The organism is Holdemania massiliensis, assembly GCF_022440805.1.
GTDB lineage: Bacteria > Bacillota_I > Bacilli_A > Erysipelotrichales > Erysipelotrichaceae > Holdemania > Holdemania massiliensis_A.
Genome location: NZ_JAKNTK010000001.1, coordinates 1,693,576 through 1,715,220 on the forward strand (window position 1 = coordinate 1,693,576; position 21,645 = coordinate 1,715,220).

General features: G+C 46.6%; 22 protein-coding genes. 17 read left to right on the plus strand and 5 right to left on the minus strand.

What is annotated here, in order from left to right:
- Nucleotides 1-263 precede the first annotated feature (263 nt).
- Genes MCG46_RS07680 through MCG46_RS07690 form a run of 3 tightly spaced genes read left to right on the plus strand, consistent with a single transcriptional unit; the run spans nt 264 to nt 3,493 of the window.
- On the plus strand, nt 264-968 hold the full coding sequence (locus MCG46_RS07680) for a hypothetical protein (RefSeq protein WP_240279056.1): 705 nt from the start codon (nt 264-266) through the stop codon (nt 966-968).
- Nucleotides 968-2,215, plus strand: coding sequence for a GHKL domain-containing protein (locus MCG46_RS07685; RefSeq protein WP_240279057.1), 1,248 nt, complete (start codon nt 968-970; stop codon nt 2,213-2,215). The genes MCG46_RS07680 and MCG46_RS07685 overlap by 1 nt, the downstream gene beginning before the upstream one ends.
- A 3-nt stretch (nt 2,216-2,218) precedes the next feature.
- On the plus strand, nt 2,219-3,493 hold the full coding sequence (locus tag MCG46_RS07690; RefSeq protein WP_240279058.1) for a GHKL domain-containing protein: 1,275 nt from the start codon (nt 2,219-2,221) through the stop codon (nt 3,491-3,493).
- 16 nt (nt 3,494-3,509) lie between these two features.
- On the opposite strand, the gene MCG46_RS19565 is transcribed toward MCG46_RS07690, so the two are convergent.
- On the minus strand, nt 3,510-4,283 hold the full coding sequence (locus tag MCG46_RS19565) for a LytR/AlgR family response regulator transcription factor (RefSeq protein ID WP_240279061.1): 774 nt from the start codon (nt 4,281-4,283) through the stop codon (nt 3,510-3,512).
- A gap of 295 nt (nt 4,284-4,578) precedes the next feature.
- On the opposite strand from MCG46_RS19565, the gene MCG46_RS07700 reads away from it, so the two are divergent.
- From MCG46_RS07700 to MCG46_RS07715, 4 genes are read left to right on the plus strand one after another with little or no spacing between them, the layout of a single operon-like run.
- Entirely contained in the window at nt 4,579-5,991 is a 1,413-nt protein-coding gene (locus MCG46_RS07700) for a hypothetical protein (protein WP_240279063.1), read from the plus strand.
- The gene (locus MCG46_RS07705) at nt 5,988-6,512 is read left to right on the plus strand and encodes a LytTR family DNA-binding domain-containing protein (RefSeq protein ID WP_240279065.1); all 525 of its coding nucleotides are present in this window, start codon (nt 5,988-5,990) and stop codon (nt 6,510-6,512) included. Before MCG46_RS07700 ends, MCG46_RS07705 begins: the two co-directional genes overlap by 4 nt.
- Nucleotides 6,509-6,874 (plus strand): hypothetical protein, encoded by a 366-nt coding sequence (locus MCG46_RS07710; protein ID WP_240279067.1) that lies wholly within the window; start codon nt 6,509-6,511, stop codon nt 6,872-6,874. The genes MCG46_RS07705 and MCG46_RS07710 overlap by 4 nt, the downstream gene beginning before the upstream one ends.
- Entirely contained in the window at nt 6,864-7,442 is a 579-nt protein-coding gene (locus tag MCG46_RS07715; protein ID WP_240279069.1) for an AAA family ATPase, read from the plus strand. Before MCG46_RS07710 ends, MCG46_RS07715 begins: the two co-directional genes overlap by 11 nt.
- Nucleotides 7,443-7,891: 449 nt before the next feature.
- Here the strand turns inward: MCG46_RS07715 and rpsT are convergent, their stop codons facing one another.
- On the minus strand, nt 7,892-8,152 hold the full coding sequence (rpsT, locus tag MCG46_RS07720; RefSeq protein ID WP_006060229.1) for a 30S ribosomal protein S20: 261 nt from the start codon (nt 8,150-8,152) through the stop codon (nt 7,892-7,894).
- 182 nt (nt 8,153-8,334) lie between these two features.
- On the opposite strand from rpsT, the gene gpr reads away from it, so the two are divergent.
- The 7 genes from gpr to hemW all read left to right on the plus strand — a co-directional run bounded on the left by gpr (nt 8,335) and on the right by hemW (nt 14,959).
- On the plus strand, nt 8,335-9,204 hold the full coding sequence (gene gpr, locus MCG46_RS07725; protein ID WP_240279070.1) for a GPR endopeptidase: 870 nt from the start codon (nt 8,335-8,337) through the stop codon (nt 9,202-9,204).
- A gap of 54 nt (nt 9,205-9,258) precedes the next feature.
- Complete coding sequence (locus MCG46_RS07730; RefSeq protein ID WP_240279071.1) at nt 9,259-10,101, plus strand: stage II sporulation protein P; 843 nt, start codon at nt 9,259-9,261, stop codon at nt 10,099-10,101.
- Nucleotides 10,098-10,376, plus strand: a complete 279-nt coding sequence (locus tag MCG46_RS07735) for a hypothetical protein (protein WP_240279072.1) — start codon at nt 10,098-10,100, stop codon at nt 10,374-10,376. The genes MCG46_RS07730 and MCG46_RS07735 overlap by 4 nt, the downstream gene beginning before the upstream one ends.
- A gap of 63 nt (nt 10,377-10,439) precedes the next feature.
- Entirely contained in the window at nt 10,440-11,414 is a 975-nt protein-coding gene (fmt, locus tag MCG46_RS07740) for a methionyl-tRNA formyltransferase (RefSeq protein WP_240279073.1), read from the plus strand.
- A 195-nt stretch (nt 11,415-11,609) separates the two neighbouring features.
- Nucleotides 11,610-13,415, plus strand: coding sequence for a translation elongation factor 4 (lepA, locus tag MCG46_RS07745; protein ID WP_240279075.1), 1,806 nt, complete (start codon nt 11,610-11,612; stop codon nt 13,413-13,415).
- Nucleotides 13,416-13,593: 178 nt separating this feature from the next.
- Entirely contained in the window at nt 13,594-13,869 is a 276-nt protein-coding gene (locus MCG46_RS07750; RefSeq protein WP_240279077.1) for a MazG nucleotide pyrophosphohydrolase domain-containing protein, read from the plus strand.
- On the plus strand, nt 13,847-14,959 hold the full coding sequence (hemW, locus tag MCG46_RS07755) for a radical SAM family heme chaperone HemW (protein WP_240279087.1): 1,113 nt from the start codon (nt 13,847-13,849) through the stop codon (nt 14,957-14,959). Before MCG46_RS07750 ends, hemW begins: the two co-directional genes overlap by 23 nt.
- Nucleotides 14,960-15,018: 59 nt before the next feature.
- Here the strand turns inward: hemW and MCG46_RS07760 are convergent, their stop codons facing one another.
- Nucleotides 15,019-15,873 (minus strand): NAD(P)-dependent oxidoreductase, encoded by an 855-nt coding sequence (locus MCG46_RS07760; protein WP_240279089.1) that lies wholly within the window; start codon nt 15,871-15,873, stop codon nt 15,019-15,021.
- Nucleotides 15,874-16,132: 259 nt separating this feature from the next.
- Here MCG46_RS07760 and MCG46_RS07765 point away from each other — a divergent pair, with 259 nt between their 5' ends.
- Both MCG46_RS07765 and rpsO read left to right on the plus strand, forming a co-directional pair.
- Nucleotides 16,133-17,965 carry a GGDEF domain-containing protein gene (locus tag MCG46_RS07765; RefSeq protein WP_240279097.1) on the plus strand — a complete coding sequence of 611 codons (1,833 nt, stop codon included), beginning with the start codon at nt 16,133-16,135 and terminating at the stop codon, nt 17,963-17,965.
- 115 nt (nt 17,966-18,080) lie between these two features.
- The gene (gene rpsO, locus MCG46_RS07770; RefSeq protein WP_040451119.1) at nt 18,081-18,347 is read left to right on the plus strand and encodes a 30S ribosomal protein S15; all 267 of its coding nucleotides are present in this window, start codon (nt 18,081-18,083) and stop codon (nt 18,345-18,347) included.
- A gap of 100 nt (nt 18,348-18,447) precedes the next feature.
- Here rpsO and MCG46_RS07775 read toward each other — a convergent pair whose 3' ends face one another.
- Nucleotides 18,448-19,692 (minus strand): cation:proton antiporter, encoded by a 1,245-nt coding sequence (locus MCG46_RS07775; protein WP_240279099.1) that lies wholly within the window; start codon nt 19,690-19,692, stop codon nt 18,448-18,450.
- Between the two features lie 114 nt (nt 19,693-19,806).
- Between MCG46_RS07775 and MCG46_RS07780 the strand changes: the two genes are divergently transcribed.
- On the plus strand, nt 19,807-20,700 hold the full coding sequence (locus tag MCG46_RS07780) for a LysR family transcriptional regulator (protein ID WP_240279101.1): 894 nt from the start codon (nt 19,807-19,809) through the stop codon (nt 20,698-20,700).
- On the opposite strand, the gene MCG46_RS07785 is transcribed toward MCG46_RS07780, so the two are convergent.
- Complete coding sequence (locus MCG46_RS07785) at nt 20,676-21,557, minus strand: LysR family transcriptional regulator (RefSeq protein WP_240279103.1); 882 nt, start codon at nt 21,555-21,557, stop codon at nt 20,676-20,678. The two genes, MCG46_RS07780 and MCG46_RS07785, sit on opposite strands and share 25 nt — an antisense overlap.
- Between the last annotated feature and the right edge of the window lie 88 nt (nt 21,558-21,645).

The following is a 21,645-nucleotide window of genomic DNA, read 5'->3' on the forward strand; positions in this document are numbered from 1 at the left end:
TCTTCTTTTACGTTCTTCCAAAAAACGGATTTGTTGCTCCTTAAGAAAACCGATAGAGAATTGATTTTCCATTATCCTTTCATGGAACCGAACTGCTTCCAATTTTGTGAGATAAAAAGAGAATGTTAATAATCACTTCCTCTTTGCAGACGATTGGCGCAAATGGACAACAAAGACTTTTTGATTTACAATAAAGTAAATAGGGGTGCTGCAAAGAAGCTTGAAATAAAAGTTTTTGTTTGTTCAACATGAGGGGGAAAAGCATGAATAGTAAAAAAACAATCTTGTATTTAATCGGATTTTTCTTGTGCCAGATCGTTTTGGTAGCGGCCGTGTTCGGTGTCCAGAAGGAAATGGCAATCTTTGAAATTTTTATGATCATATCGTTTGCGATCGGGATTACACTGATTGGTGATTTCTGCATCTTTGAAATTATCCGCAGCGTCATGCAGTACAACGAGGTGGAACTTGAATTGAAGCGGATGACAGAACTGAATCAAAAGAACTATCAGTTTTATCAGTTTGCGGTCATGCAGCAGAAAAACATTCGTTACTTTTATCATGATCTGTCCAATCATTTGATGACATTGCAGATTTTGAAGGAGCAGGGACAGGAAGCTGAGCTGAAGGTTTATGCCGAGAAAATTCTGAGTCAATATCAGACGCAGCTGCCGGCCTATCAAACGGGGAACGTCATGTTGGATATTTTAATCCAGTATTATCAGCTTCATGAAGATACATGCACGCTGGCAGTAAAAGGTCAGGTTCCCCAACAGATTGATTTTACCGGACTGCTGGAACTTCTGCATGGACTGGCCGAACCTTATGCTGGGAAGCAAGTGACGATCTGCTTTGATCCGCAGCTGCATTTGGAGGTACCCGCTCCTAAAAATGCGCAAATGCAGGAATGCTTGCGGTTACTGAGAGCCGCTGTAAATTCAATCGAGATTGACGAGGTGAACTGCTGATGCTGGATCAAACGCTGTATTATTTGAATCATATCCCCTTGATGATGACTTGGGCTTATTTTTACAATGAATTTCTGCCGGTTCGGAAAAGCTATCGGAAAGATTATGTGATGTTGGCAGCGGCGATCTTAGCTGCGGTGCTGGTCTTGATCCAGATCTATGAAATTCCCGGCAGCGAGCAGGATAATGCGGTTTTTCGGATGACGGTATCGGCTGCGACGATCGGTGTTGTTGTTTATCTGGTAAAAGGGGCCGGCTTGAAAGCCACAGTATTTGCCCTGTTTGCCCAGCAGCTGCTTTCCATTACCGCTGAAATGGTAACCATGCTGATCACCCTGGTCGGCGTGCAGTTCAGCCGCAGCGCCTATGAAGGCACCTTCTATATGAATGTCTATTCGTATGTTCTGCTCGATATCATGAGCCTGTTGTTTTTTATGCTGGCTTTAGGAATTGTCAGAAAACGCCAGGGAACAACGGAGGGGGAATATACAACAATCGGCACGCTGCTTTTAATCTGCCAGTTTCTATGGCTTTATATCCTTTCTTATAAACTGATTTATATTGTTGAAGCCAGTACGATGCTTTTGGTTCAGTCCTTGCTCTTTTTACTTCTGACTGATGCTGCAGTTTTTGTCATTGCCCGCCGGATTATCCGTCAGAAACGAAAGAAGCAGGAACTCGAAGCGAAACGCCAGATGAATGCGGAGCTGGAAATTCAGCTGCGGAAACTTTCCGAGAAGCAGGATGTTATCAATGCCGTCTTCAAAGAGATGACAGGACTGGATGATCAGCTTGAAACCCTAAGTACGCTGCAGCATCAAATGAAGCAGATTCGTGAAGATCTGATCTGTGCCAATCCATACGTTAATGCCTTGCTGAATGCGTATCTTATCGAAGCGAAAGAAAAACAGATTTCAATGCAGTTTGAAATCAAGGCGGATCTGTTGGAGGGATTCGATAATTATGATTTGAATACGCTGCTGTCGAATTTGCTGAAAAATGCTGTTGAAGCTTCCGAAAACAGCGAAGATCCGAAGGTGAAGCTGCAGCTTACGGAAAAGGCCGGATTGCTGATGATCCGCTGCTGCAACAGTGTTGCCGAACAGCCCAGTCCGGTTAAGAAAAGAATCCAGGGACAGGGGCTCATGATCATGGATGAAATTCTGCAGCGGTATCAAGGAGTGCGAAGCATGAAGCAGGAGCAGAACCTGGCCGTAGCGGAAGTGATGCTGAAGAAAGAAGGCTGACGTATGCTGAATGACAATCCTTTCTTCTATGTTAACCATCTCATTTTATTTGGAATTTGGACGGCTTTTCATGGGACATTTCTGCATTCCAAAGAACCTCGGAATGCCTTTTTCCCCAAGCTGTATCTGGCTATCACGATCAATGCCATCATCAACTATATTCTGTTTTTTCTGTTTGCGGATTTCTTTTCTGTCAATCTGGTACGAACGCTGTTTACCGTAATCATGCTTTATCTAGTCCTGCGGCTGATGATCCGGGATACGCGAATGAACACCCTGTTTGCTGTACTTTTTCATGTGCTGTGCCTGGTGATTTCAGAAATGCTGGCGATTTTGATCATGCTGGCGGGCAGCGGCTTCGATCAGCTCGCGTTTGAAGAAGCTTCGTTTTTTACAACTTCGGGTTTTTTGGTAATGGATGGAATTCAAGGACTTCTTTTTGGTTTGATCTTGATTCTGAAAAAGAAAGTCTTTCCTAACATTGACTGGCAGAAACAGGCGCGCTTGGTCCCGCTGCTGGCCATTCATGCCGGCTGGATCTATCTCTTATCTTATAAACTGATCTATGCCTATGAAATGACTGTGAACTTAACAGGTTTTCTGATCGTATCCTGGATTTGTGTGCAGGGCGCTTCGTTTTTCTTAATTCGGAGTCTGCTGAAAATGAAAACAGCGAAAGAACGAGCTGAACTTGAACATCAAAACAATCTTGAAATTCAGGCTCAGCTGATGGAGCTGCATGCGAAGCAAAGCGTCATGAACAAAGTGTGGGCATCCATTCAGTCCCAGGCATCCGAATGGAATGTCGATCAAATTCGTGCGGCATATGATCAGATTGGTTCTATCCGGAATTCTTTATACTGTGATCATCCTTCTGTCAACGCTTTGCTGGCTTCCTTTCAGCGTCAGTTTGATGCGAAAGATATTGAATTTACGGTGGAGATCAAGGCTTCTTTCGCTTCGGGCTTCGATGATTTTGATCTGAACACATTGTTGGCAAACCTGTTAAAAAATGCCCTGGAAGCGGCTCAGGACAGTCCGCAGGCTTTTGTTCATTTAACGATTACCCAGCACAAGCAGATGATTTTAATCCGTTGTGAAAATACCAATGGCAGAATGCATTCCAGTCCGAAGCTGATTCAGGGCAATGGCAAGAAAATTATCACGCAGCTGGCTGAACGTTACCATGGACAGGCCCGGTGGAATAAACAAGCCCGCACTACAACCGCAGAAGTGCTGCTGAACAAAGACGATTCAAAATTGTGTGAAACAGATTAAAAGAACCGCAGTTTTGTTATTCTGCGGACTCGATGTCAAAGAATTGTTTCATAATCGCATTCATCGTTGCTTTTTTATAACTGCGGGAGATCGGGATGAACGTATCATTGAATAAAATAAGCCCCTTGGTTTCTACGGATTTGACATAGTTCAAATTCGCGATGTAGGAACGATGGGTCTGCACAAAGGATTGCGGCAGCTTTGGCAGATAGTCATCAAATACGGCATAGGTGATGATTTGCATCGTGGATTCAAGCGAATCGCTTTTCTGTGAACCCGCTTTGGTCATCCGACAGTTAAAGATGATTTTGCGGCGGTCTTTCTCCAGGTAAAGGATATCTTGATACAGAATCAGCCGAGGATGCCGATTAATCATGACCGTTAAGGAATCCTGCCCGGTTTGTCTGCCCTGCAGAACGTTCAGCGCTTTATTCATTGCGAGGGGCAGCCGTTTTTCCAAGTCTTCCTTTAACAGGCAGTAAACATGCTGACAAAGATAGACGTCAGGAAAATACTGAAGATATCCGGTAATAAAAATAATCTGTAATTCAGGGGCGATCACAGAGCATTTCTGAGCCAATTCCAGACTCGTCTGTTTTTCAGCCTCAAATCGAATGTCCAGTAAAAGCAGATCAAATTGGCCCTCAAAAATCTGATCCTGAAGCTCCTGCAGGGAAGTCCAGGTTGTAATATAAGCCTCAGTCCTTCTTTCTTTGAGAATTGCCTGAGCTAACTGCCTGATTTTTTCCAGCTCATAGGGCGCATCATCACAGATGGCAACTCGAATCACAATTATTCCCCCCATATCATTTCAAAATGAAATTGCTTAACCATAATAGATAATCTTATTTTAACATGAAGCCGCTTCCTATTTCTATTTTATACGAAAAATAAATCGAACGTCTATTCTGTGAATTTGGAATCTGCAATAATAGAAGTGTTCTTTTCCAGATATTCGAGAAAGAAATACATTAATTCTTATAGAAACGACCACTTATGTTTCATTGATGACCACTTACACAGAATTCATAGTCAATGTGTGAGGAGTCAGGTACAATAATCTCAACTGAAGGGGAGGGATCGATATGGCCAGAATGGGAATCACAATACTGATTACGCTGATCCTATTCGCAGCCGGCTTGCTATGGATACTGACGTATTCTAAATATCAGCGGCAGGAAATTCAGGGAGCGGAAACAGCGATGAACGGCAGTCCGCAGTCCATCGTGATGGTGGGCGCCGGATTGGCACTCTTATTGCTGCAATGGGATTCTCCGGTCTCCCCGCTGCAGTGGCTGATGTTTGCGGCGGCTGCGGTGGGCCTTATTCACTTGACACGGAATCTGCGGCAGGGATTATTTGCCGGGGCCGGCTTATTGTTGTTGGCGGGCATGCTGATGAAGGGGGTATGGAATGAGGCGTTAGTCCAGCGGATGCTGCCATTGGTTTTCTTTATGGGATACGAATGCTTGGCCGCTGGATTCTATGCCAGTTCGTCAGAACCCGTCGTTCGCCGGCGTTTTCAAAATTTAATGGGATGGCTGGCCTTGATGTTTGCTCTGGTACTGCTTGCCCGTGTGAATGCTCAATGGATGTCTATGCAGTCATTCTTTCAATTGATCTGTGCCTATAAAGTCTATTCACGAGCTTTGGATTTCAGGGAACAGTTCTATTTCGTGCAGAAACAGAGTCGAACAGTCCATTGGAAACCAATTCAGGCCGGCTTGCTTTTCGCTGCCGCAGCAATCCTGCTTGCGGCAACGCAGACTGGATTAATCCGCTCAGAAATTAAAAATTCTCAGCCTGCAGTCTGGGTTTATCGAACAGAAGATGAACATCTGAGCAATGTGATTGTGATTCAAGGCCGGCAGGTTAAGATCAACTTAGCCTATCCGGTCAGCGAGGCTTATCAAGATACCACTGTTTCATTGAAAATCACTGAAAGCGATACGGGGGAGATCGTCTATGAAACCGAAGAAGCATTGGATGACGGACAGACGGAAGCGGGCAGTTATTGGATTCTCAGCGAACGTCCGGGTCTGAATTTAGCCGATCGTCAGCCAAAACCCTGGACAATCAGCTGGTCAATCCGCAGAGGAGATCAGGTTCTGGAGGCGCAGACTTTGAACTGTGAACCTACGATGATCCCTACCTTTGCGGGAGAAGGCCGGTACTTTCAAATTTACAATCTGGCGGCAGGCTATGGCTATTTTTCCAGTGCTGAGGTCATTGCCAAGAACACGCTTCAGATCAATCTTCTGCGGTATCGTAATTTAAAATATCGAATTACAATGTTTGATGCACAGGGACAAGCGGTAGTTGAGAGTACTTCTTCCGGAACGTTGGGATTGACAGAAACGGTAAGCATGAGCCGTTCCGGCTGGGGTGTTGATTTTACAGATAATGAAGCTGTCCGCGGCGAAATCACGGTTTGGGTCAGCGATCCGAAAGGGAAGAAGTTCTATGAGGAAACGATAGAGCTGGTGAAGCAGCCATGATCAATCTGATTTGTCGGCCAGAGCATGAGGAACAGCTGCGTCAGCGGCTTAAATCCTTTGAATCACTGGATTTAACTCTGGTTGAAAAAGGTGTGGATTATAATTCGATCGGCATTCAATTTCAAATGGCGGATCTTGATGAATTAATCGCTTTTCTCAACGATCATTTTTTACAAAAGAAAGGCATGACGCTGACTGGACAAAAGGCCGGGCGTACCTATGTCGTGGATTTATCCGATGTTCTGTATATCGAAGGATTGCAGCGTGAAACCTTTGCTTATACAGACAACTTAAGTCTTCAGCTAAACCGCAAGCTGTATCAGCTGCAGGAGGAGCTGTATCCGCGGCAGTTTATTCGAATCAGTAAATCTTATCTCGTCAATCTGGCGAAGGTGGAACAAATTGCCCCCAGTTTTAACGGTAGACTGACGTTAATCTTAAAAAATGGGACCCAGCTGGAGGTCAGCCGCAGCTATGCCCCACATTTTCGCAAAGCGATAGGAATGGAGGGAAAACGATGATTGAACGCTTGATTTATAACGGTATGATCGGGATGGCGATCCCTGTCCTAGCGCAGTTTCTTGATTCCCGCAAGGCGTTGCCGGATTGGATCTGGATTGTTTTGGCTGGCGCTGCCTATGCCCTGTTTTTAGAAAGCTATCGGATCTGGATGCAGTCTTTGCAGCGGGGGCAGACAGGCATTACAATCGCAAGTGTGTTCGTCTTAGCCGTCGTTGTTTTCAGTCATTTCACGTTTGAAGGTTTGATTCTATGGATCGCTTTAAGTCTTTCCATGATTTCCTTAGTTCGCTCAACAAAGAAATATACGCAGGCTTTGGATCACTTTAAGCAGCAGCTGCAGGAAGATCAGGATGATCAATGAAGGAAAGTCAGAAAGGAATACCGAGGTTAAACGTATGGAATGGGAAGCAATAATCAATTGGCTCAATCAGGACACCGAACCACAGAAATCCCTGGTGGTCATGTTATGCGGTATAGCCGGTTCCGGAAAAACTACATTGGCGAAACGTCTGGAGAAAATGGGGTTTCTCAGGCTGTCGATCGATGAGGAAGTCTGGCAGCAATATGGCCAATATGATGTCGATTATCCAGCTTCTGCTTATGCCCAGTTATCCGCAGCGGTTGAAAACCAGCTGAAAAATCAGCTCGATGAAGCAATTCATGAAAAAAAGTCGGTGGTAATCGACTTTAGTTTCTGGAGTAAGAAGAACCGCGAAGCGTATCGCGAGAGGATTATTAAGGCAGGCGGCCAGGTTCGGCTTCTGTATCTGCAAGCCAGTCCGGATCTTCTGCGTAGTCGCTTGCGCCAACGGGCTAAGCATATCGAAGCCAATGCTGCATTTGAAATTACAGATACGATTTTGGAAGGATATCTACAGAGCTTTGAAGTTCCGCAGGGGGAAGGGGAGTTGATCATCAAACAGAAGTAATTAACTATAATTTAAATATAATAACCATCGCTATAATTGCTATCACCGCAAGAATCATCATTGATAGAAAGAAATTTTCCTGCTTCATGGATCAGTTTCTCCTTTCTTTGGGTTATGCATTCATTAATAAAATATTAGTAAATTCATTATATCATGGTTTTAATATTAAATACACTAGAAAAAATATAAGATCTGTGTTAAACTATTTCCATCAGCTACTGAGTGGAAGCACACTTGAGCAAAAAAATTCAGTTTTATAAGTCGTATCGCAGCGTGATCAGCGTGATATGTGGATTGAAATTAGTGTATTTATTATAATAAAAAGAAATTGAAAACAATTTCTTTTTATTTTGGTTAAGTATTAAATGTAAAAATTATAATCTAGACTTATTTAATTGTTTTAATAAGAAATCTATAAAAAAAGATCCGCACTGGGATCTTTTTCGTTCTTACAGAGAATTGACCGCTTTTGCTAAGCGAGCCTTCTGACGTGCTGTGTAGTTCTTGTGCTTCAGATGGCTGGTAACGGCTTTATCTAATAAAGAATTTGCAGTGTTGTACGCTGCAACTGCTTTTTCCTTATCCTTCGCTTCTACGGCAACCAGGACTTCCTTAATTGCTGTTTTCAGCGCGGACTTTTCAGCAGTTTTCGCTGCATTTCTCTTTAAATTAGTAATCGAACGTTTCTTCTGAGACTTGATGTTTGGCATTCTGACACCTCCTCCGCATTTATACCTTAAGAATTATAACAAAAGGAAGGTGAAAATGCAAACACTAATGGAAAAAGGTGACAAGAAACAAGTGAAGAAGGGGGAGCATAACCTGTCATTTCTGCATAAAACAGCGGCATACCTTCAAGGGATTCAGTCCATACTAAGTCTGAGGTGAGCGTATGCGCAAACACAGAACGGATCTGGCCTACGAAGAAGTGCTGGATTTACAGGACAATGAGAATTTTACCCATACCAAAAAAAGTTACCACGGGATTACAACCCATCATATTTCCATTCATCATCCGTGTGAAGAAATTGAGAAGCAGCCAGGTGAGTACATTACCATCGAACTGGATGATCTGAATGATGCGAAACAACGGGAAGAAGCGATTGCGGTGACCGGCGATTGTTTGAAGCAGGTGATCGACGGCTTAAAACTCAGCGGCACCCGTGCGTTAATTGTCGGCTTAGGCAATCAGGAAATTACAGCGGACTCATTGGGGCCGATTGCGGCCAAGCAGGTGATTGTCACCGCCCATCTGCATCGGCTGCAGGAAGAAGAACTCGCACAGGGGACCAGCGAAGTCGCGGTGATTGTGCCGGGCGTGATGGGACAGACCGGTTTGGAAACCGCGGAATTCGTACAGGCTGTAGCCCGTCAGTTTCAACCTGATTTTGTCATCGCGATCGATGCTCTGGCGACCCGATCAATTGAACGGATCAACCGCGTCATTCAAATCAGTGATACCGGCATCCAGCCTGGGGGCGGTGTTGGAAATCATCGTAAAGTGCTCAACGAAGAATTAGTCCAAGCGCCGGTTGTGGCAATCGGGGTAGCGACGGTTGTCAGTATTGAAGCTCTGATCGATCAGGTGCTTTCGACCATTCAATGTGATGACTATCAGAAAGTCATGGATCATATCCATTATCAGGAATCTTATCAGATGGTCGTGACGCCTAAAGAAATGGATGAGGAAGTCAAGCATTTGACGGAGGTCATTTCCACAGCGATCAATCAGGTACTGCATCCCCGTTTTTCCCAGATGTAAGTCATGATCCCCCTTTCCTTCGCATAAACTGCGGAAAGAGAGGGGGATTTTTTCTTGAAAACAAAGCTGAAAATCACACTGAAATTACTGCTGATCCTGGCCTTTCTGGCAGTCACCTCATTCTTTACCGGCCTGGGTGATCTGCTTTCGCAGAATAAGACCTCTGTACTGGAGTCTATCCTGCATCCGGTGATCGATTTGGACCGCATCTCAATCAAAGAACAGCTGGCGCTGCTGCCGGACTTTAAACAAGCAGTGGAACGGATTGACGAAGTGGTCATCAACGAACCATTTGTACCTAAATTTGAAAAAGAAGAAAAACCGGAAAAGAAATCCGTTTACATCTATAACACGCATCAGTCGGAAACATACAGCGACGGCACCACAACCTATGAAATTGGGATGGAGCTGGCAAAAATGCTGGAAGAAGAAGGCTACTATGTTTATTTTCAAACCGGAAATTTTCTGCGGGAGGCCGAGGAAGAAGGCTTAAAGTACAACCAATTATATACGATTTCCCGTAGGCATATCAATGATACGTTTGCCGAGCACGGTGGGTTTGATCTGGTCATCGACCTGCATCGGGATTCGGCTCCGCGCTCAGCTTCGGTTTTTGAAAATGAGGGCATGACTTATGCCAAAATGATGTTTGTAGTCGGGATGAAATCATCAAATGCCGCACATGTCATGGCACATTCCCGGCAATTAACCGACAAAATTAACCAGGTGATGCCCGGTATAATGAGATCAGTCTTTGAACGGCAGTCCGTATACAATCAGGATATGGCGGAAAACATGGTGCTGCTGGAATTGGGAACCGATCAAAACAGCACAGAGGAAGTCCGCAATTCACTGCGGATTTTAGTCGAAGCGTTAACGAACGGAGGGATTGAATGAAACGGTTTATTCTGGATGCCTTTTTGATTTTAATCGTCGTCAGCATCGGCAGTACGCTGAATCAACAACAGCCTGAATCTACAATTCAGCAGCGCATCGAGGCTTTTAACCAACAGATTGAGAAGCAGGAGGTCATTGAGCCGCCGGTTCATCGGGCCTCCATGTATCAGATTCAGGAAAATACGGCGGGTCAGCTGGGAGCGAATATTTCTGAGATGGTGATACGAGTGGTTGAGGATTCAGTCCGCATGATCGCTTCGGCTTTTGGACAATGAGCCGCGCAACTTCAATTGGTTTATGGTATAATCGTTGACGTAACCAGTGAGGAGGGATGCCTCTTGAAAACAAGAGTTTTATTTATGGGTACACCGGAGTTTGCCTGCGGGATTTTACAGGCCCTAACGCAGCTGCCTTTTGTGGAGCTGGTCGGTGTGGTTTCCCAGCCGGACAAGAAGGTTGGCCGCCAACAGAAGCTGCAGATGACCCCAGTGCATGCTTTGGCTGAACAATTGGGACTGCCTGTTTTACAACCGCAGAAGATTCGGACGGATTATGCCGAAGTCCTGGATCTGCAGCCGGAACTGATCGTGACCTGTGCTTATGGTCAGATGGTGCCGGAAGCTGTGCTGAATGCACCGAAACATGGCTGCATTAACGTTCACGCGTCACTGCTGCCGAAATATCGCGGAGGATCACCCATCCATACCGCTATCATTCAAGGTGAAACGGAAAGCGGCGTCACCATCATGCAGATGGTAAAAAAGATGGATGCCGGAGATATGCTGGCGGTTAAAAAAGTCGCCATCGACGAGGAAGATACGACGGAAATGCTTCATGATAAGCTGCAGGCCGCTGGTTCTGCCTTGTTAAAGGAATGCCTTTTGGACTATCTTGAAGGTCGGATTACACCCATCGCCCAGGATGAAACCCAGGTCAGCTTCGCTTGGAATATTACGAAAGAACAGGAACAGATCGATTTTTCCCAAACCGGACGTCAGATCTACAATCAGATCCGCGGACTGATTTCCTGGCCGGTCGGCTATGGTGTGATCGCCGGGCAGAAGATGAAATTTTGGGGTGTGCGCTATCGTGAGGATAAAACCGAGCAGCCTAGCGGAACGATTCTCGGGTTTGACGAGATGGGGATGCTGGTGGCAGCTGGCGGGGTGATGATTGTCATCACCGAACTGCAGATGGAAGGCAAAAAACGCGTCGGTGCCAAAGATTTCTACAATGGCAAAGGCAAGCAGCTGATCGGCTGCCGCTTTGAATCTGTCACTTCAACAGTGGCACAGGTAAAAGAATCAGTATGAGGAAACCGGTGATGAAGCCGGTTTTTCATTGGCGTGAAAATGGGACTGATCTTAAAGATGCTGAATCAGAAATCTCTCTTTCTGGCTCAGGAATAAAGAATTTCCGCCTGTTTCTAATAATGAGATAAACAGGTTCTGCTTTCTTTTGAGATCGGCTTTTGATATAATAGGACAGAAGTTTAAGGAGGAATGGCAATGGATCAGTCGAAGATCAGAAACTTTTCGATCATTGCCCATATCGACCATGGCAAATCGACCTTGGCGGATCGGATTCTGGAAATGACCGATACCGTTCAGCATCGAGAAATGGTGGATCAGATTCTGGATTCTCTGGATCTGGAACGGGAACGCGGCATTACAATTAAGCTGAATGCAGTTCAGCTGAAATATCGGGCGAAGGATGGCGAGGAATATGTTTTCCATCTGATTGACACGCCCGGACACGTCGATTTTACCTATGAGGTATCCCGCTCACTGGCGGCCTGTGAAGGGGCGGTGCTGGTTGTGGATGCGGCGCAGGGAATTGAAGCGCAGACTCTGGCTAATGTCTATTTGGCGCTGGACAATGATCTGGAGATCGTGCCGGTCATCAATAAAATTGATCTGCCGAGTGCGCAGCCGGAAGTCGTTAAGGAAGAAATTGAAAATGTAATTGGATTGGATTGCACAGAGGCTCCGTTAATATCAGCGAAAACCGGATTAAATGTGCAGGATGTACTGGAAGAAATCGTAAAGAAAGTTCCGGCGCCCTCTGGGGATCCTCAAGCGCCTTTAAAAGCGTTGGTCTTTGATTCCATCTATGATTCGTACCGCGGCGTCATCGTTTTCGTCCGGGTTAAAGAAGGACGGATTCAGGTTGGCGATAAAATTCGTTTCATGAATAATCAGGCTGAATATGAAGTGCTGGAATGCGGTGTGCGCAATCCGAAGGAAGTCAAACTGGGCGCTTTGGAATGCGGCGAAGTCGGCTGGTTTGCCGCCAGCATCAAATCGGTGCAGGATGTCAGCGTCGGGGCAACGGTAACACAGGCCGACAATCCGGCTAAGGAAGCCCTGCCGGGTTATCGCAAAATGAATCCGATGGTATACTGCGGTCTGTATCCGACGGATTCTGCGAAATACAACGATTTGCGCGATGCCCTGGAGAAGCTGAAGCTCAACGATGCTTCCCTGCAGTTTGAGGCAGAAACTTCCCAAGCGCTGGGCTTTGGCTTCCGCTGCGGATTTTTAGGTCTGCTGCACATGGATGTCGTTCAGGAACGGCTGGAACGGGAATACAATCTGTCGTTGATTGCCACGGCGCCCAGCGTTATCTATCATTGTTATCTGACGGATGGATCCATGGTGAAGATTGACAATCCGGCGCATTTGCCGGAGGTTCAGCGGATCGATCGGCTGGAGGAACCGTATGTCAAGGCCAGCATCATGGTGCCGAACGAATATATCGGAGCGGTGATGGAGCTATGTCAGAACAAACGCGGTATCTATAAGGATATGCATTACATTGATGCCAACCGCAATACGCTGGAATATGAGATTCCGTTAGGCGAAATTGTTTTTGATTTCTTTGATAAACTGAAAAGCTGTACTAAGGGTTATGCTTCTCTGGACTATGAAATCAGCGAATACAAAAAGAGTGACCTGGTGAAGATGGATATTCTGCTTAACGGCGAACTGATTGACGCCTTATCGATCATTGTTCATCGTGATTTCGCGTATGCCCGCGGCAATTCCATCACGGTGAAGCTGAAAGAGCTGATTCCGAAGCAGCAGTTTGAGATTCCGGTGCAGGCGGCGGTTAATGGTAAGATCATTGCCCGCACCAACATCAAGTCATTGCGTAAAAACGTTTTGGCGAAATGCTATGGCGGCGATATTTCGCGTAAGAAAAAGCTGTTGGAAAAACAGAAAGAGGGCAAGAAACGGATGAAGGCGGTCGGCTCTGTGGAAATTCCGCAGGAGGCCTTTATGGCAGTCTTGTCGATGGATGACGATAAATAAAACAGGTCGGCAGCTGCCGCCTGTTTTCAGTTTGTTTCTTGTTTCTGTGTTCCGGGTTGATCGGGTTATCAAGCTGAGTGGAAGTCAGTTCCCAGGCTGAAAAACAGCTCGGCGCGTCGGTATGAAAACAAGGCTTAAAATAAGATAATGAGAAACAGAAAGAAAGGATCGGTAGACGATGATGAGCATTATTGAAGAAATACAAGAGCTGCGCAGGGACTGCGGTTGGGATAAAACCGACACGCCGGCGATTTTGGCGAAATCTGTATTTGCGGAAGCTGGAGAATTGTTGGAATGCTTTGTTGAACAGGAAGAAACTCCGGACTGGAACGCGGTGAAAAGTGAGATCGCCGATGTCTTGATGTATGCAATGTCGATCTGTATTGACCAGGGATGGGATGTTGACGAAGTGATCCGGGAGAAGTTTGCCGATGTGCGCCGCCGCTACCTTTAAGAATCAGTCATTGTATGTCCATATTCCTTTTTGTCAGGGGATTTGTGCATACTGTGATTTTACCCGTGTACGTTATCATGCCGGGCTGGCGGATCAGTATTTAACACAGTTAGCCAACGAGCTAAAGCAGCGGGTGCCGCGTCAGGCGATGGAAACCGTCTATATCGGCGGCGGAACGCCGACCGCTTTGTCCCTGAATCAGCTGCGACGGCTGCTGGACATGCTGAAACCGTACACGGAAGGCGCCTTGGAAGTGACGATCGAAGCTAATCCCGAGGCGATAAAGCCGGAACTGATTGACATTCTGTTAACCGGAGGGGTCAATCGAATATCCCTCGGTCTGCAGTCCTGTGACGATCAAATTCTAAAACAGATTGGTCGCCATCATACTTTTGATCAGGCCCGTCAGGCAATCCGGTTGCTGCAGCAGGCAGGTTTAACCAATATATCCTGTGATCTGATTTACAGTCTGCCGGGACAGACGAGGGAACAATGGACGGCAACGCTGCAGGGCGTATTATCCTTAAATATCCCGCATTGCTCGCTGTACTCGCTGACGATTGAGGAACACAGTGAATTTGGCCGGACAGGGAAACAACCGTTGGATGAGGATACCGAAGCAAGCATGTATTTTGAAGCTGTGCAAGTTTTGAAACAGGCGGGCTATCAGCATTATGAAATCTCGAATTTTGCCCTTGCCGGTTATGCTTCCAGGCACAATTTGCATTATTGGCAGTACGATGATTTCTATGGTGTTGGTCTGGGTGCCAGCGGCAAACTGAGTGCCTACAGATATGACAATACCCGTAATTTTCAGGACTATTTCAAGGGTCAGTGGATCGCGGAGAAGATTGAGCTGACGCGCGAAGATCAGATGTTCGAGATGGTGATGATGAATCTGCGCACGGCTGCGGGTTTATCCTTAATCGAGTTTGAGCGGATTTTTCAAATGCCGGTGACTTCCGTCTATCCCCAAGCAATCCAAAACGGTCTTTGCCGAGGTTGGCTGCATCTGGATGAGGAACATTTAGCGGCGACGGACAGCGGAATGGCGCTGTTAAATACTATATTGGAGGAGTTTCTGGATTAAGAAATTCCTTTTTTATTTCAAAAAAGACCTTCGGAATAGGCCGAAGGTCAAACAGAATATTATTTTGTGTAATGCTTGATGATGGCCTGAGTTCCCAGGTCTCCCTCTCCCTCATCCTGCATTTGTTCGTACATGGACAGCACAATATCCAGAACCGGTAGCTCCACATTCTGCGCTGCGGCCGCTTCTTTTGCCAGTCGCATGTCTTTAATAAAATGCTTGATAAAGAAGCCTGGGTTATAATCCTGCTGCAGCATTTTAACGCCGTTGTTGCTCATCTGCCAGCTGCCGGCCGCGCCTTTGCTGATGGCGCCGAGCAGTTTCTCCGGATCCAAGCCGTTGACCTTCGCATAGACGATTGCTTCCGCAACGGCGCTGACCGTGCCGGCAATTGCAATTTGATTAGCCATTTTAGTATGTTGACCGCTGCCGGCAGGTCCCATGAGAAGAATGGATTTTCCCATCTTATTAAAATAAGGCAGACAGGCATTGAAATCAGCTTCATCACCACCGACCATGATCGACAAGGTTCCCGCGGCAGCTCCGCTGTCACCGCCGGAAACCGGCGCATCCAAAACGCGGATCTGATGCTGCTGTCCTAATGTGTGCAGCTGGACGGCCAGGGATGGGGAGGAGGTCGTCATATCGACGGCAATGGCTCCCGGTTTGGCAGTCTCGAAGATTTCGCTGTAAACTTCCTCAACGTCTTTTGGAAAACCAACAATCGTGAAGATGAAGTCAGCATCCTTTACCGCTTCGGCGACTGTCTGGGCCACCTGTGCTCCTTTTTCTCTTAATGCTTCGGCCTTCGCTGCTGTACGATTGTAAACCGTTACTTCATCACCTTGATTTAACAGATGGGAAACCATGGATTTGCCCATGACTCCCGTTCCGATCCATGCTATTTTACTCATTGTATCACCTCTGGCTTTATTATACGCGCCCCTGCGGACAGCTTCAAGAAAACAATGATCTGCGCATGCAGGACTTTACTGAAATAAGTGCTGAATTACATGCTGATTGGTTATCTGAAATTGATTTCAATAACTAAGTGCTTTATAATAAGGATAATCTTAAAAACTCTGCGGGACTGCCGCAGCAGACGGCTGTTTTCGGTTTGCTGTGGATAAGCGCAGTAAATGAAATCAAAGAAACGATGGGGGAGGCGGAACCATGAAACTGACTAAACGATCAAGCGGTTTGATGCTTTTGGCCAGTTTGGTTTTTGTGGGGACGATCTGCGGTATTTTTGTTGATCAGCAGCGCCGGATGCGGCAGGAATTTAATACCTTGATCCTGGAAAATCTTGCCTCCTATTCAGCGAGTCAGCGGCGGCAGTTCCATGGCATAGTTACCGATGCCGGACATACCTTAAAAAGCATTGCGGGCGTGCTGAGCGCCGTGGAAGTGTCTGCCGAAGAACCGTGGCTGGATACTTATTTGGCTACGATGAATGAAGGCAATCGGTATTATGAAATTCAATACAGTACAGAAAACGAAATTGATCAATGGATACAGCAGGGTGCAGAAGCGTCGACAGCCTTTTGGCAAGAGGTTCAGACTCAGGCTGAAGTGACACTGGGTTTTTTGCAGATGGAGGATCAAGTTTATTTTCTGATCGCTCAGCCGATATTGCGCCAGGGTTCACATGAGGGCGCTTTGTGGACCCGGCTTGAAGCTTCAACCTTGCCTACTTTAGCCATGAATAGTCCAGTGTTTAAAAAAGTTACAGCTTTGGTTGTAAAGCCGGAAGGAACGATTCTGTATTCCAGCAATGTTGATTTTCCCTCGACTGGAAATCTTCTGACATCTCTGTCTTCCCTTTCCCTGCCTGCCGATTTTATTCAGACGATGAAGGAATTGTTAGACCAGCCAAAGGGAGAGGCTTGCTATTTCCAGGCCGAAGGACGGCAGTTTTTCTATTCTGTCTCGCCGCTGGCAAAGGATTGGGTACTCATTAATTTTGTTCAGACACCGGATGTGTTGATCCGTTCTGATCACATTCTCAATAGCGTCTTGATTTCCGGGGTTATTTTGATTGCGGCAACCTTGCTGCTGTGCCTGAGTTTAGTAAGCGTGCTGTTTCGCAAACGCAGACAGCTTGATCTGGACCAGCAGCGCTATACAATGCTGGCTCAGTTTCTGGATACGATTTTATTTGAGTATGATCTGAATCAAGATAAGATTGAGTTTACGTCCAATGCCGATGTCCATTTTGGTCAGGATAAGCGCGTGATCAGACAGGTTTCAAAGAATCCGGAAATTAAGGCTTTGATTCATCTTGAAGATTTTCCGCCCCGCCGGCGATATTCCTTACAGCAGCTAACTGAAATGCAGGAACAGATCTTTACTGCATCGGTAGGGCTGCGCGTGAAAGATGGGTCATTCCGCCAGTTTGCCTGTCAATATAAGTGGGTATTCAGCGAGGGTGAACTCGTTAAAATGATCGGCAAATTGACCGATATCACGGGTCACTACAGCCGCGAACAACAGCTTTTAAAGCAGGCGCAGCGTGATGTTTTGACCCAGCTTTATAACAAGGCTGGAGAAGACGCGATCGAAGCTCAGCTGAAGCAGGATCCGCGGGGAATTCTGATTATGGCGGACCTGGATAATTTTAAGGAAATTAATGATCGGTATGGCCACGCCGCCGGTGATCAGGTTCTGAAAGCTTTTGCGGATATTCTGAAGCGTCTGTTTCGAAGTGAGGATATTTTGATGCGTACGGGCGGAGATGAGTTTATCATGTTTATCCATGGTCTTCAGGAACCAGGTTTGGGAAAACAGAAAGCCCGGCAGATATTGGATCAGGTTCAGCAGCTGCACTTTGAATCGCTGCCGGATCTTCAGCTGACGGCCAGTCTGGGCGTTGCCCGCAGCCCTGGGGCCGGAACGAGCGCCAGGGCGCTGATTGAAAGCGCAGATCAAGCCATGTATGCATCTAAAGAGAAAGGGAAAGGGAATGTCACGGATTATGCGGAAATGAATGAAAACTGCGATAAATAATCCTTGAATAAGCAGCTTTGCTGTGCTATGATTAACACGCTGTTGAACTGGGATGCGCGATGACTCCGTCGGCACACGCGGTTCATCAGGTCTTAACGATATAGGAGGAAAACACATGTTAAGTAAAGCAGAAAAGACTGCAATCATCAAAGAATACGCTCGTTTTGAAGGTGACACAGGTTCCGTTGAGGTTCAGGTTGCCGTTCTGACAGCGCAGATCAACCGCCTGACAGAGCATTTAAAGGAACACAAGAAAGACTACCATTCAACACGGGGTCTGATGATGATGGTTGGCCGCAGAAGAAAGTTCTTAGCTTACCTGCGTGATACGGATATCAACCGTTACCGTGAACTGATTCAGCGCTTAGGTCTGAGAAAATAACTGAAAAAGCAGCGTTATCGCTGTTTTTTTATTGGGTAAAAAGAAAAGAGCGGCTTCGCAGATCAAATTCTGCTTTTCGCTCTTTTCTTTGGTTAGCGAGTCAGGCGGCAGCCTGATGAGAATGTTTGTGATGAGAAGAATGCAGATTCTCCTTCGGGATGGAACCGGAAAGAATCAAAGACGTCTTGGCGCACAGCGGACCGATGATTTCATAGAGAATCGCTGTCGACAGAATTACGGTGGATAACAACGTTCCATATTCACCCGGAAGAATTCGCTGGCCTAACGCGGCTAAGCCAATCGCAACCCCGGCGGAAGGAACCAACGCTAAACCAAAATAATTGCGGGTCGTCGCTGGGGCCTGAATCAAGGAACAGCCGATCCATGAGCCAGCCAGTTTGCCGACGATACGGAAGAAGAAGAATCCCAAACCAATCAAACCGACATAGCGCAGTGCCGGAATGTTGAGGTTCATGCCGCTGACGACAAAGAAGATCGTCATAATCGGCGGCGTGAAGCTGCTGACCTGATCAAACAGCTGGATATCCTTGGACAAATTCAGATAGGCAGCGCCCATTGCCATGCAGCATAATAATGGTGAAACATCCAAAGCTGTGCACAAAGCGCTCATGATCAGAATCATCGAAACAGCGATGATCAGGCGGTTGTCATCCGAACGTTTTTCCGTAATCATCTTATGCATGATAAAGCCGCAGCCAATACCCATCGCAACCGCCATACCGTTGGTTAAAATCGGTTCGATGAAGACCATGATATTCATCGCAGAATGCTGCACTAGCGCCTCAGCGATCGCCGCGCAGACACTGAATGCCAGAATTGAAACGGCATCATCGAGCGCTACGACCTGCAGAATCAGATTGACGAAATCACCCTTGGCTTGATACTGCCGGATGGTCATGATCGTCGATGCGGGTGCGGTAGCCGAACCGATGGCTCCCAAAAGTAAGGCAAAGGCTAAGGGCTGACGGAAGATCACGATCATGACGAAGATGATAACCACCGCGGCAATCAGCGCCTCACAGCAGGTCAGGATTAAAATGTTGATGCCGTTGCGCTTCAGTTCATGAAACAGAAAGTAACGGCCGACACCGAAAGCGATAAAACCCAGGGCAACATCAGTGACAAAACCGAGGCTGCTGATGACGCCGATGGGGATCACCTTGAAACAGAACGGTCCCAGCAGCACGCCGGTCAAAATATAAGCTGTCACATTGGGCAGCTTCAGCAGCTTGGTGATGCGGGTTAATAAGAACCCGCTCAGTAAGATAATGGCCAGACACAAACCCAATTCAGAATTGGGCTGTAAATTTAATGAACTTAACATCGTTTGATTTCCCCCTTGTCGTTTCCTACTTGATTATATGGACCAAAGAGGATAAAATCAAATTATGAATATTTTGCGTATTATAAAAATATTTAATAATAGGAGGATGCCCTGATGATTGATCCCAAGATTAGAACGCTCTTAGCCCTGGTGGAATGCGGCAATTATACCAAAACTGCAAAACAGCTGTCATTGACGCAGCCGGCGATTACCCACCATATCAAACTGCTGGAGGAAGAGTTCGGCATTAAAATCTTTTATAAAAACCGCCGTCAGCTCGTGCCGACTCCGGAAGGGGAGGTGCTGATTAAGTATGCACGGCGGGCTTACGCGCTTTCTGAGAATCTGCGGCAGGCATTAAGCGATGTCCGCAGTCAGGTAAAAAGCCTGACGCTGGCGATTACGCCGACCGCCCAGAACAATATCGTACCGCATTTGTTTGCCAAATACTGCAACGAACATCCCAACGTGCATATCAATATTATTACGGATAACATAAATAATATTTATAGTAAGCTCAAGATGTACGAAGCTGATCTGGCCATTATCGAGGGTAATATCACGGCACCGCACTTTACTTCCATCCTGCTGGATACTGATTCGTTGTGCGCAGCGGTATCCGTGAATCATCCGCTGGCGAAGAAACAGAGTGTCTCGCTGCGTGAGCTGCAGCACGAAAACTTTATTCTCCGTTCACAAAGCGCCGGTACCCGCAGTTTATTTGAAAGTCATTTGATCTCACAGAATTTAAGCATTCATGATTTTAATGTGATCATGGAAATTGACAGTGTCGTGGTAATTAAAGAGTTGGTCGCTTCCAATATGGGAGTCACGATTATCTCGAAAAACGCCTGCCGCAGCGAGGTGCAGAAGAAAAAGCTGGTGACTTTGCCGATTGAAAACATGACGATGGTGCGGGAAATCAACATGGTGTATTATCGGGAATTCCGGCATCCGGAAATTCTGCGCGACATTCAGGCCATCTATACCTCAACTTTGGAATCCTGAGTCAGAAAGTCAATTAAGAGTGCGGTGGGCGCGGAGAGCGGCCGTTTTTTCGGCCAGATCAGACAGGTTTGGGTGACTAAGCGGGGACAGTCAAGCGGCTTGACATGCATCGTTGAAAGATCGATAAAACCGGCGGAGGAATAGGGAACAATCGCCAGACCGAGGCCAGCCTGCGCCCATTGAATCGAGGTTCGGGCGTCATCATTCAGACAGCGTGGGGAAGGCAGAAAGCCTTCCTTTTCGCATTCTTCACTGAGCAGTGCGGCAAAGCGGCGGTAATAGATCAGAGGCTGATCTTTCAGCTGACGAATGGATATTTGATCTTGGGGGAAACAATCCAGCTCGCTTCGCATGACCACGGCCAGCGGATCGGCGTCCAGTTTCAGTACATGGACTGAAGGATCATGAAACGGCGTGCGTACGATTGCCGCTTCCACCAGCCCGGCTGCCAGCTTGTTCAGCTGTTCAAAGGTATTGCCTTCGTCGATCTGATAGCGCATTTTTGGATGCAGAGCGGCGAAACGAAATAGCCGCGGGTATAATAAGGAGGCCGCTGAGGAGGATACCGCTCCCAAGCGCAGGACGCCCGCCTGCCCTTGAGCGTAAGCACTGATTTCCCGCCGGGTATCCTCACTTAGCGCCAGAATATCCTGGGACCGCTGATAAAATCGTTCTCCGGCTGCGGTCAGCTGAATTCGCCGTGCGCCGCGGTAAAACAGGGGTGTGCCCAGCTCCTGTTCCAGCTGTTTCATGGCTACGCTTAAAGGCGGCTGGGATAAATTCAATGCGTTGGCAGCCTGCAGAATGCTGCCCTGTTGTACGACGGTGACAAAGTATTCAAGCTGACGCAGTTCCATATTCATCCTCCTATATGTTTTGCATATACTTTATATAGTAAATCAATATTTTTTCTATAGCAAGAGTGCTGATATAATAATTAAGTCT

Bases quoted from the DNA above. Each gene is read 5' to 3' on its own strand.
- rpsO (WP_040451119.1), top strand. From the start codon at position 18,081: ATGTTAAGTAAAGCAGAAAAGACTGCAATCATCAAAGAATACGCTCGT.
- MCG46_RS07705 (WP_240279065.1), top strand. From the start codon at position 5,988: ATGATCAATCTGATTTGTCGGCCAGAGCATGAGGAACAGCTGCGTCAG.
- MCG46_RS07785 (WP_240279103.1), bottom strand. From the start codon at position 21,557: ATGGAACTGCGTCAGCTTGAATACTTTGTCACCGTCGTACAACAGGGC.
- MCG46_RS07690 (WP_240279058.1), top strand. From the start codon at position 2,219: ATGCTGAATGACAATCCTTTCTTCTATGTTAACCATCTCATTTTATTT.
- lepA (WP_240279075.1), top strand. From the start codon at position 11,610: ATGGATCAGTCGAAGATCAGAAACTTTTCGATCATTGCCCATATCGAC.
- rpsT (WP_006060229.1), bottom strand. From the start codon at position 8,152: ATGCCAAACATCAAGTCTCAGAAGAAACGTTCGATTACTAATTTAAAG.
- MCG46_RS07735 (WP_240279072.1), top strand. From the start codon at position 10,098: ATGAAACGGTTTATTCTGGATGCCTTTTTGATTTTAATCGTCGTCAGC.
- MCG46_RS07765 (WP_240279097.1), top strand. From the start codon at position 16,133: ATGAAACTGACTAAACGATCAAGCGGTTTGATGCTTTTGGCCAGTTTG.
- hemW (WP_240279087.1), top strand. From the start codon at position 13,847: ATGTGCGCCGCCGCTACCTTTAAGAATCAGTCATTGTATGTCCATATT.
- MCG46_RS07685 (WP_240279057.1), top strand. From the start codon at position 968: ATGCTGGATCAAACGCTGTATTATTTGAATCATATCCCCTTGATGATG.
- MCG46_RS07760 (WP_240279089.1), bottom strand. From the start codon at position 15,873: ATGAGTAAAATAGCATGGATCGGAACGGGAGTCATGGGCAAATCCATG.
- MCG46_RS07715 (WP_240279069.1), top strand. From the start codon at position 6,864: ATGATCAATGAAGGAAAGTCAGAAAGGAATACCGAGGTTAAACGTATG.
- MCG46_RS07710 (WP_240279067.1), top strand. From the start codon at position 6,509: ATGATTGAACGCTTGATTTATAACGGTATGATCGGGATGGCGATCCCT.
- MCG46_RS07780 (WP_240279101.1), top strand. From the start codon at position 19,807: ATGATTGATCCCAAGATTAGAACGCTCTTAGCCCTGGTGGAATGCGGC.
- MCG46_RS07775 (WP_240279099.1), bottom strand. From the start codon at position 19,692: ATGTTAAGTTCATTAAATTTACAGCCCAATTCTGAATTGGGTTTGTGT.
- MCG46_RS07680 (WP_240279056.1), top strand. From the start codon at position 264: ATGAATAGTAAAAAAACAATCTTGTATTTAATCGGATTTTTCTTGTGC.
- gpr (WP_240279070.1), top strand. From the start codon at position 8,335: ATGCGCAAACACAGAACGGATCTGGCCTACGAAGAAGTGCTGGATTTA.
- MCG46_RS07700 (WP_240279063.1), top strand. From the start codon at position 4,579: ATGGCCAGAATGGGAATCACAATACTGATTACGCTGATCCTATTCGCA.
- MCG46_RS07750 (WP_240279077.1), top strand. From the start codon at position 13,594: ATGATGAGCATTATTGAAGAAATACAAGAGCTGCGCAGGGACTGCGGT.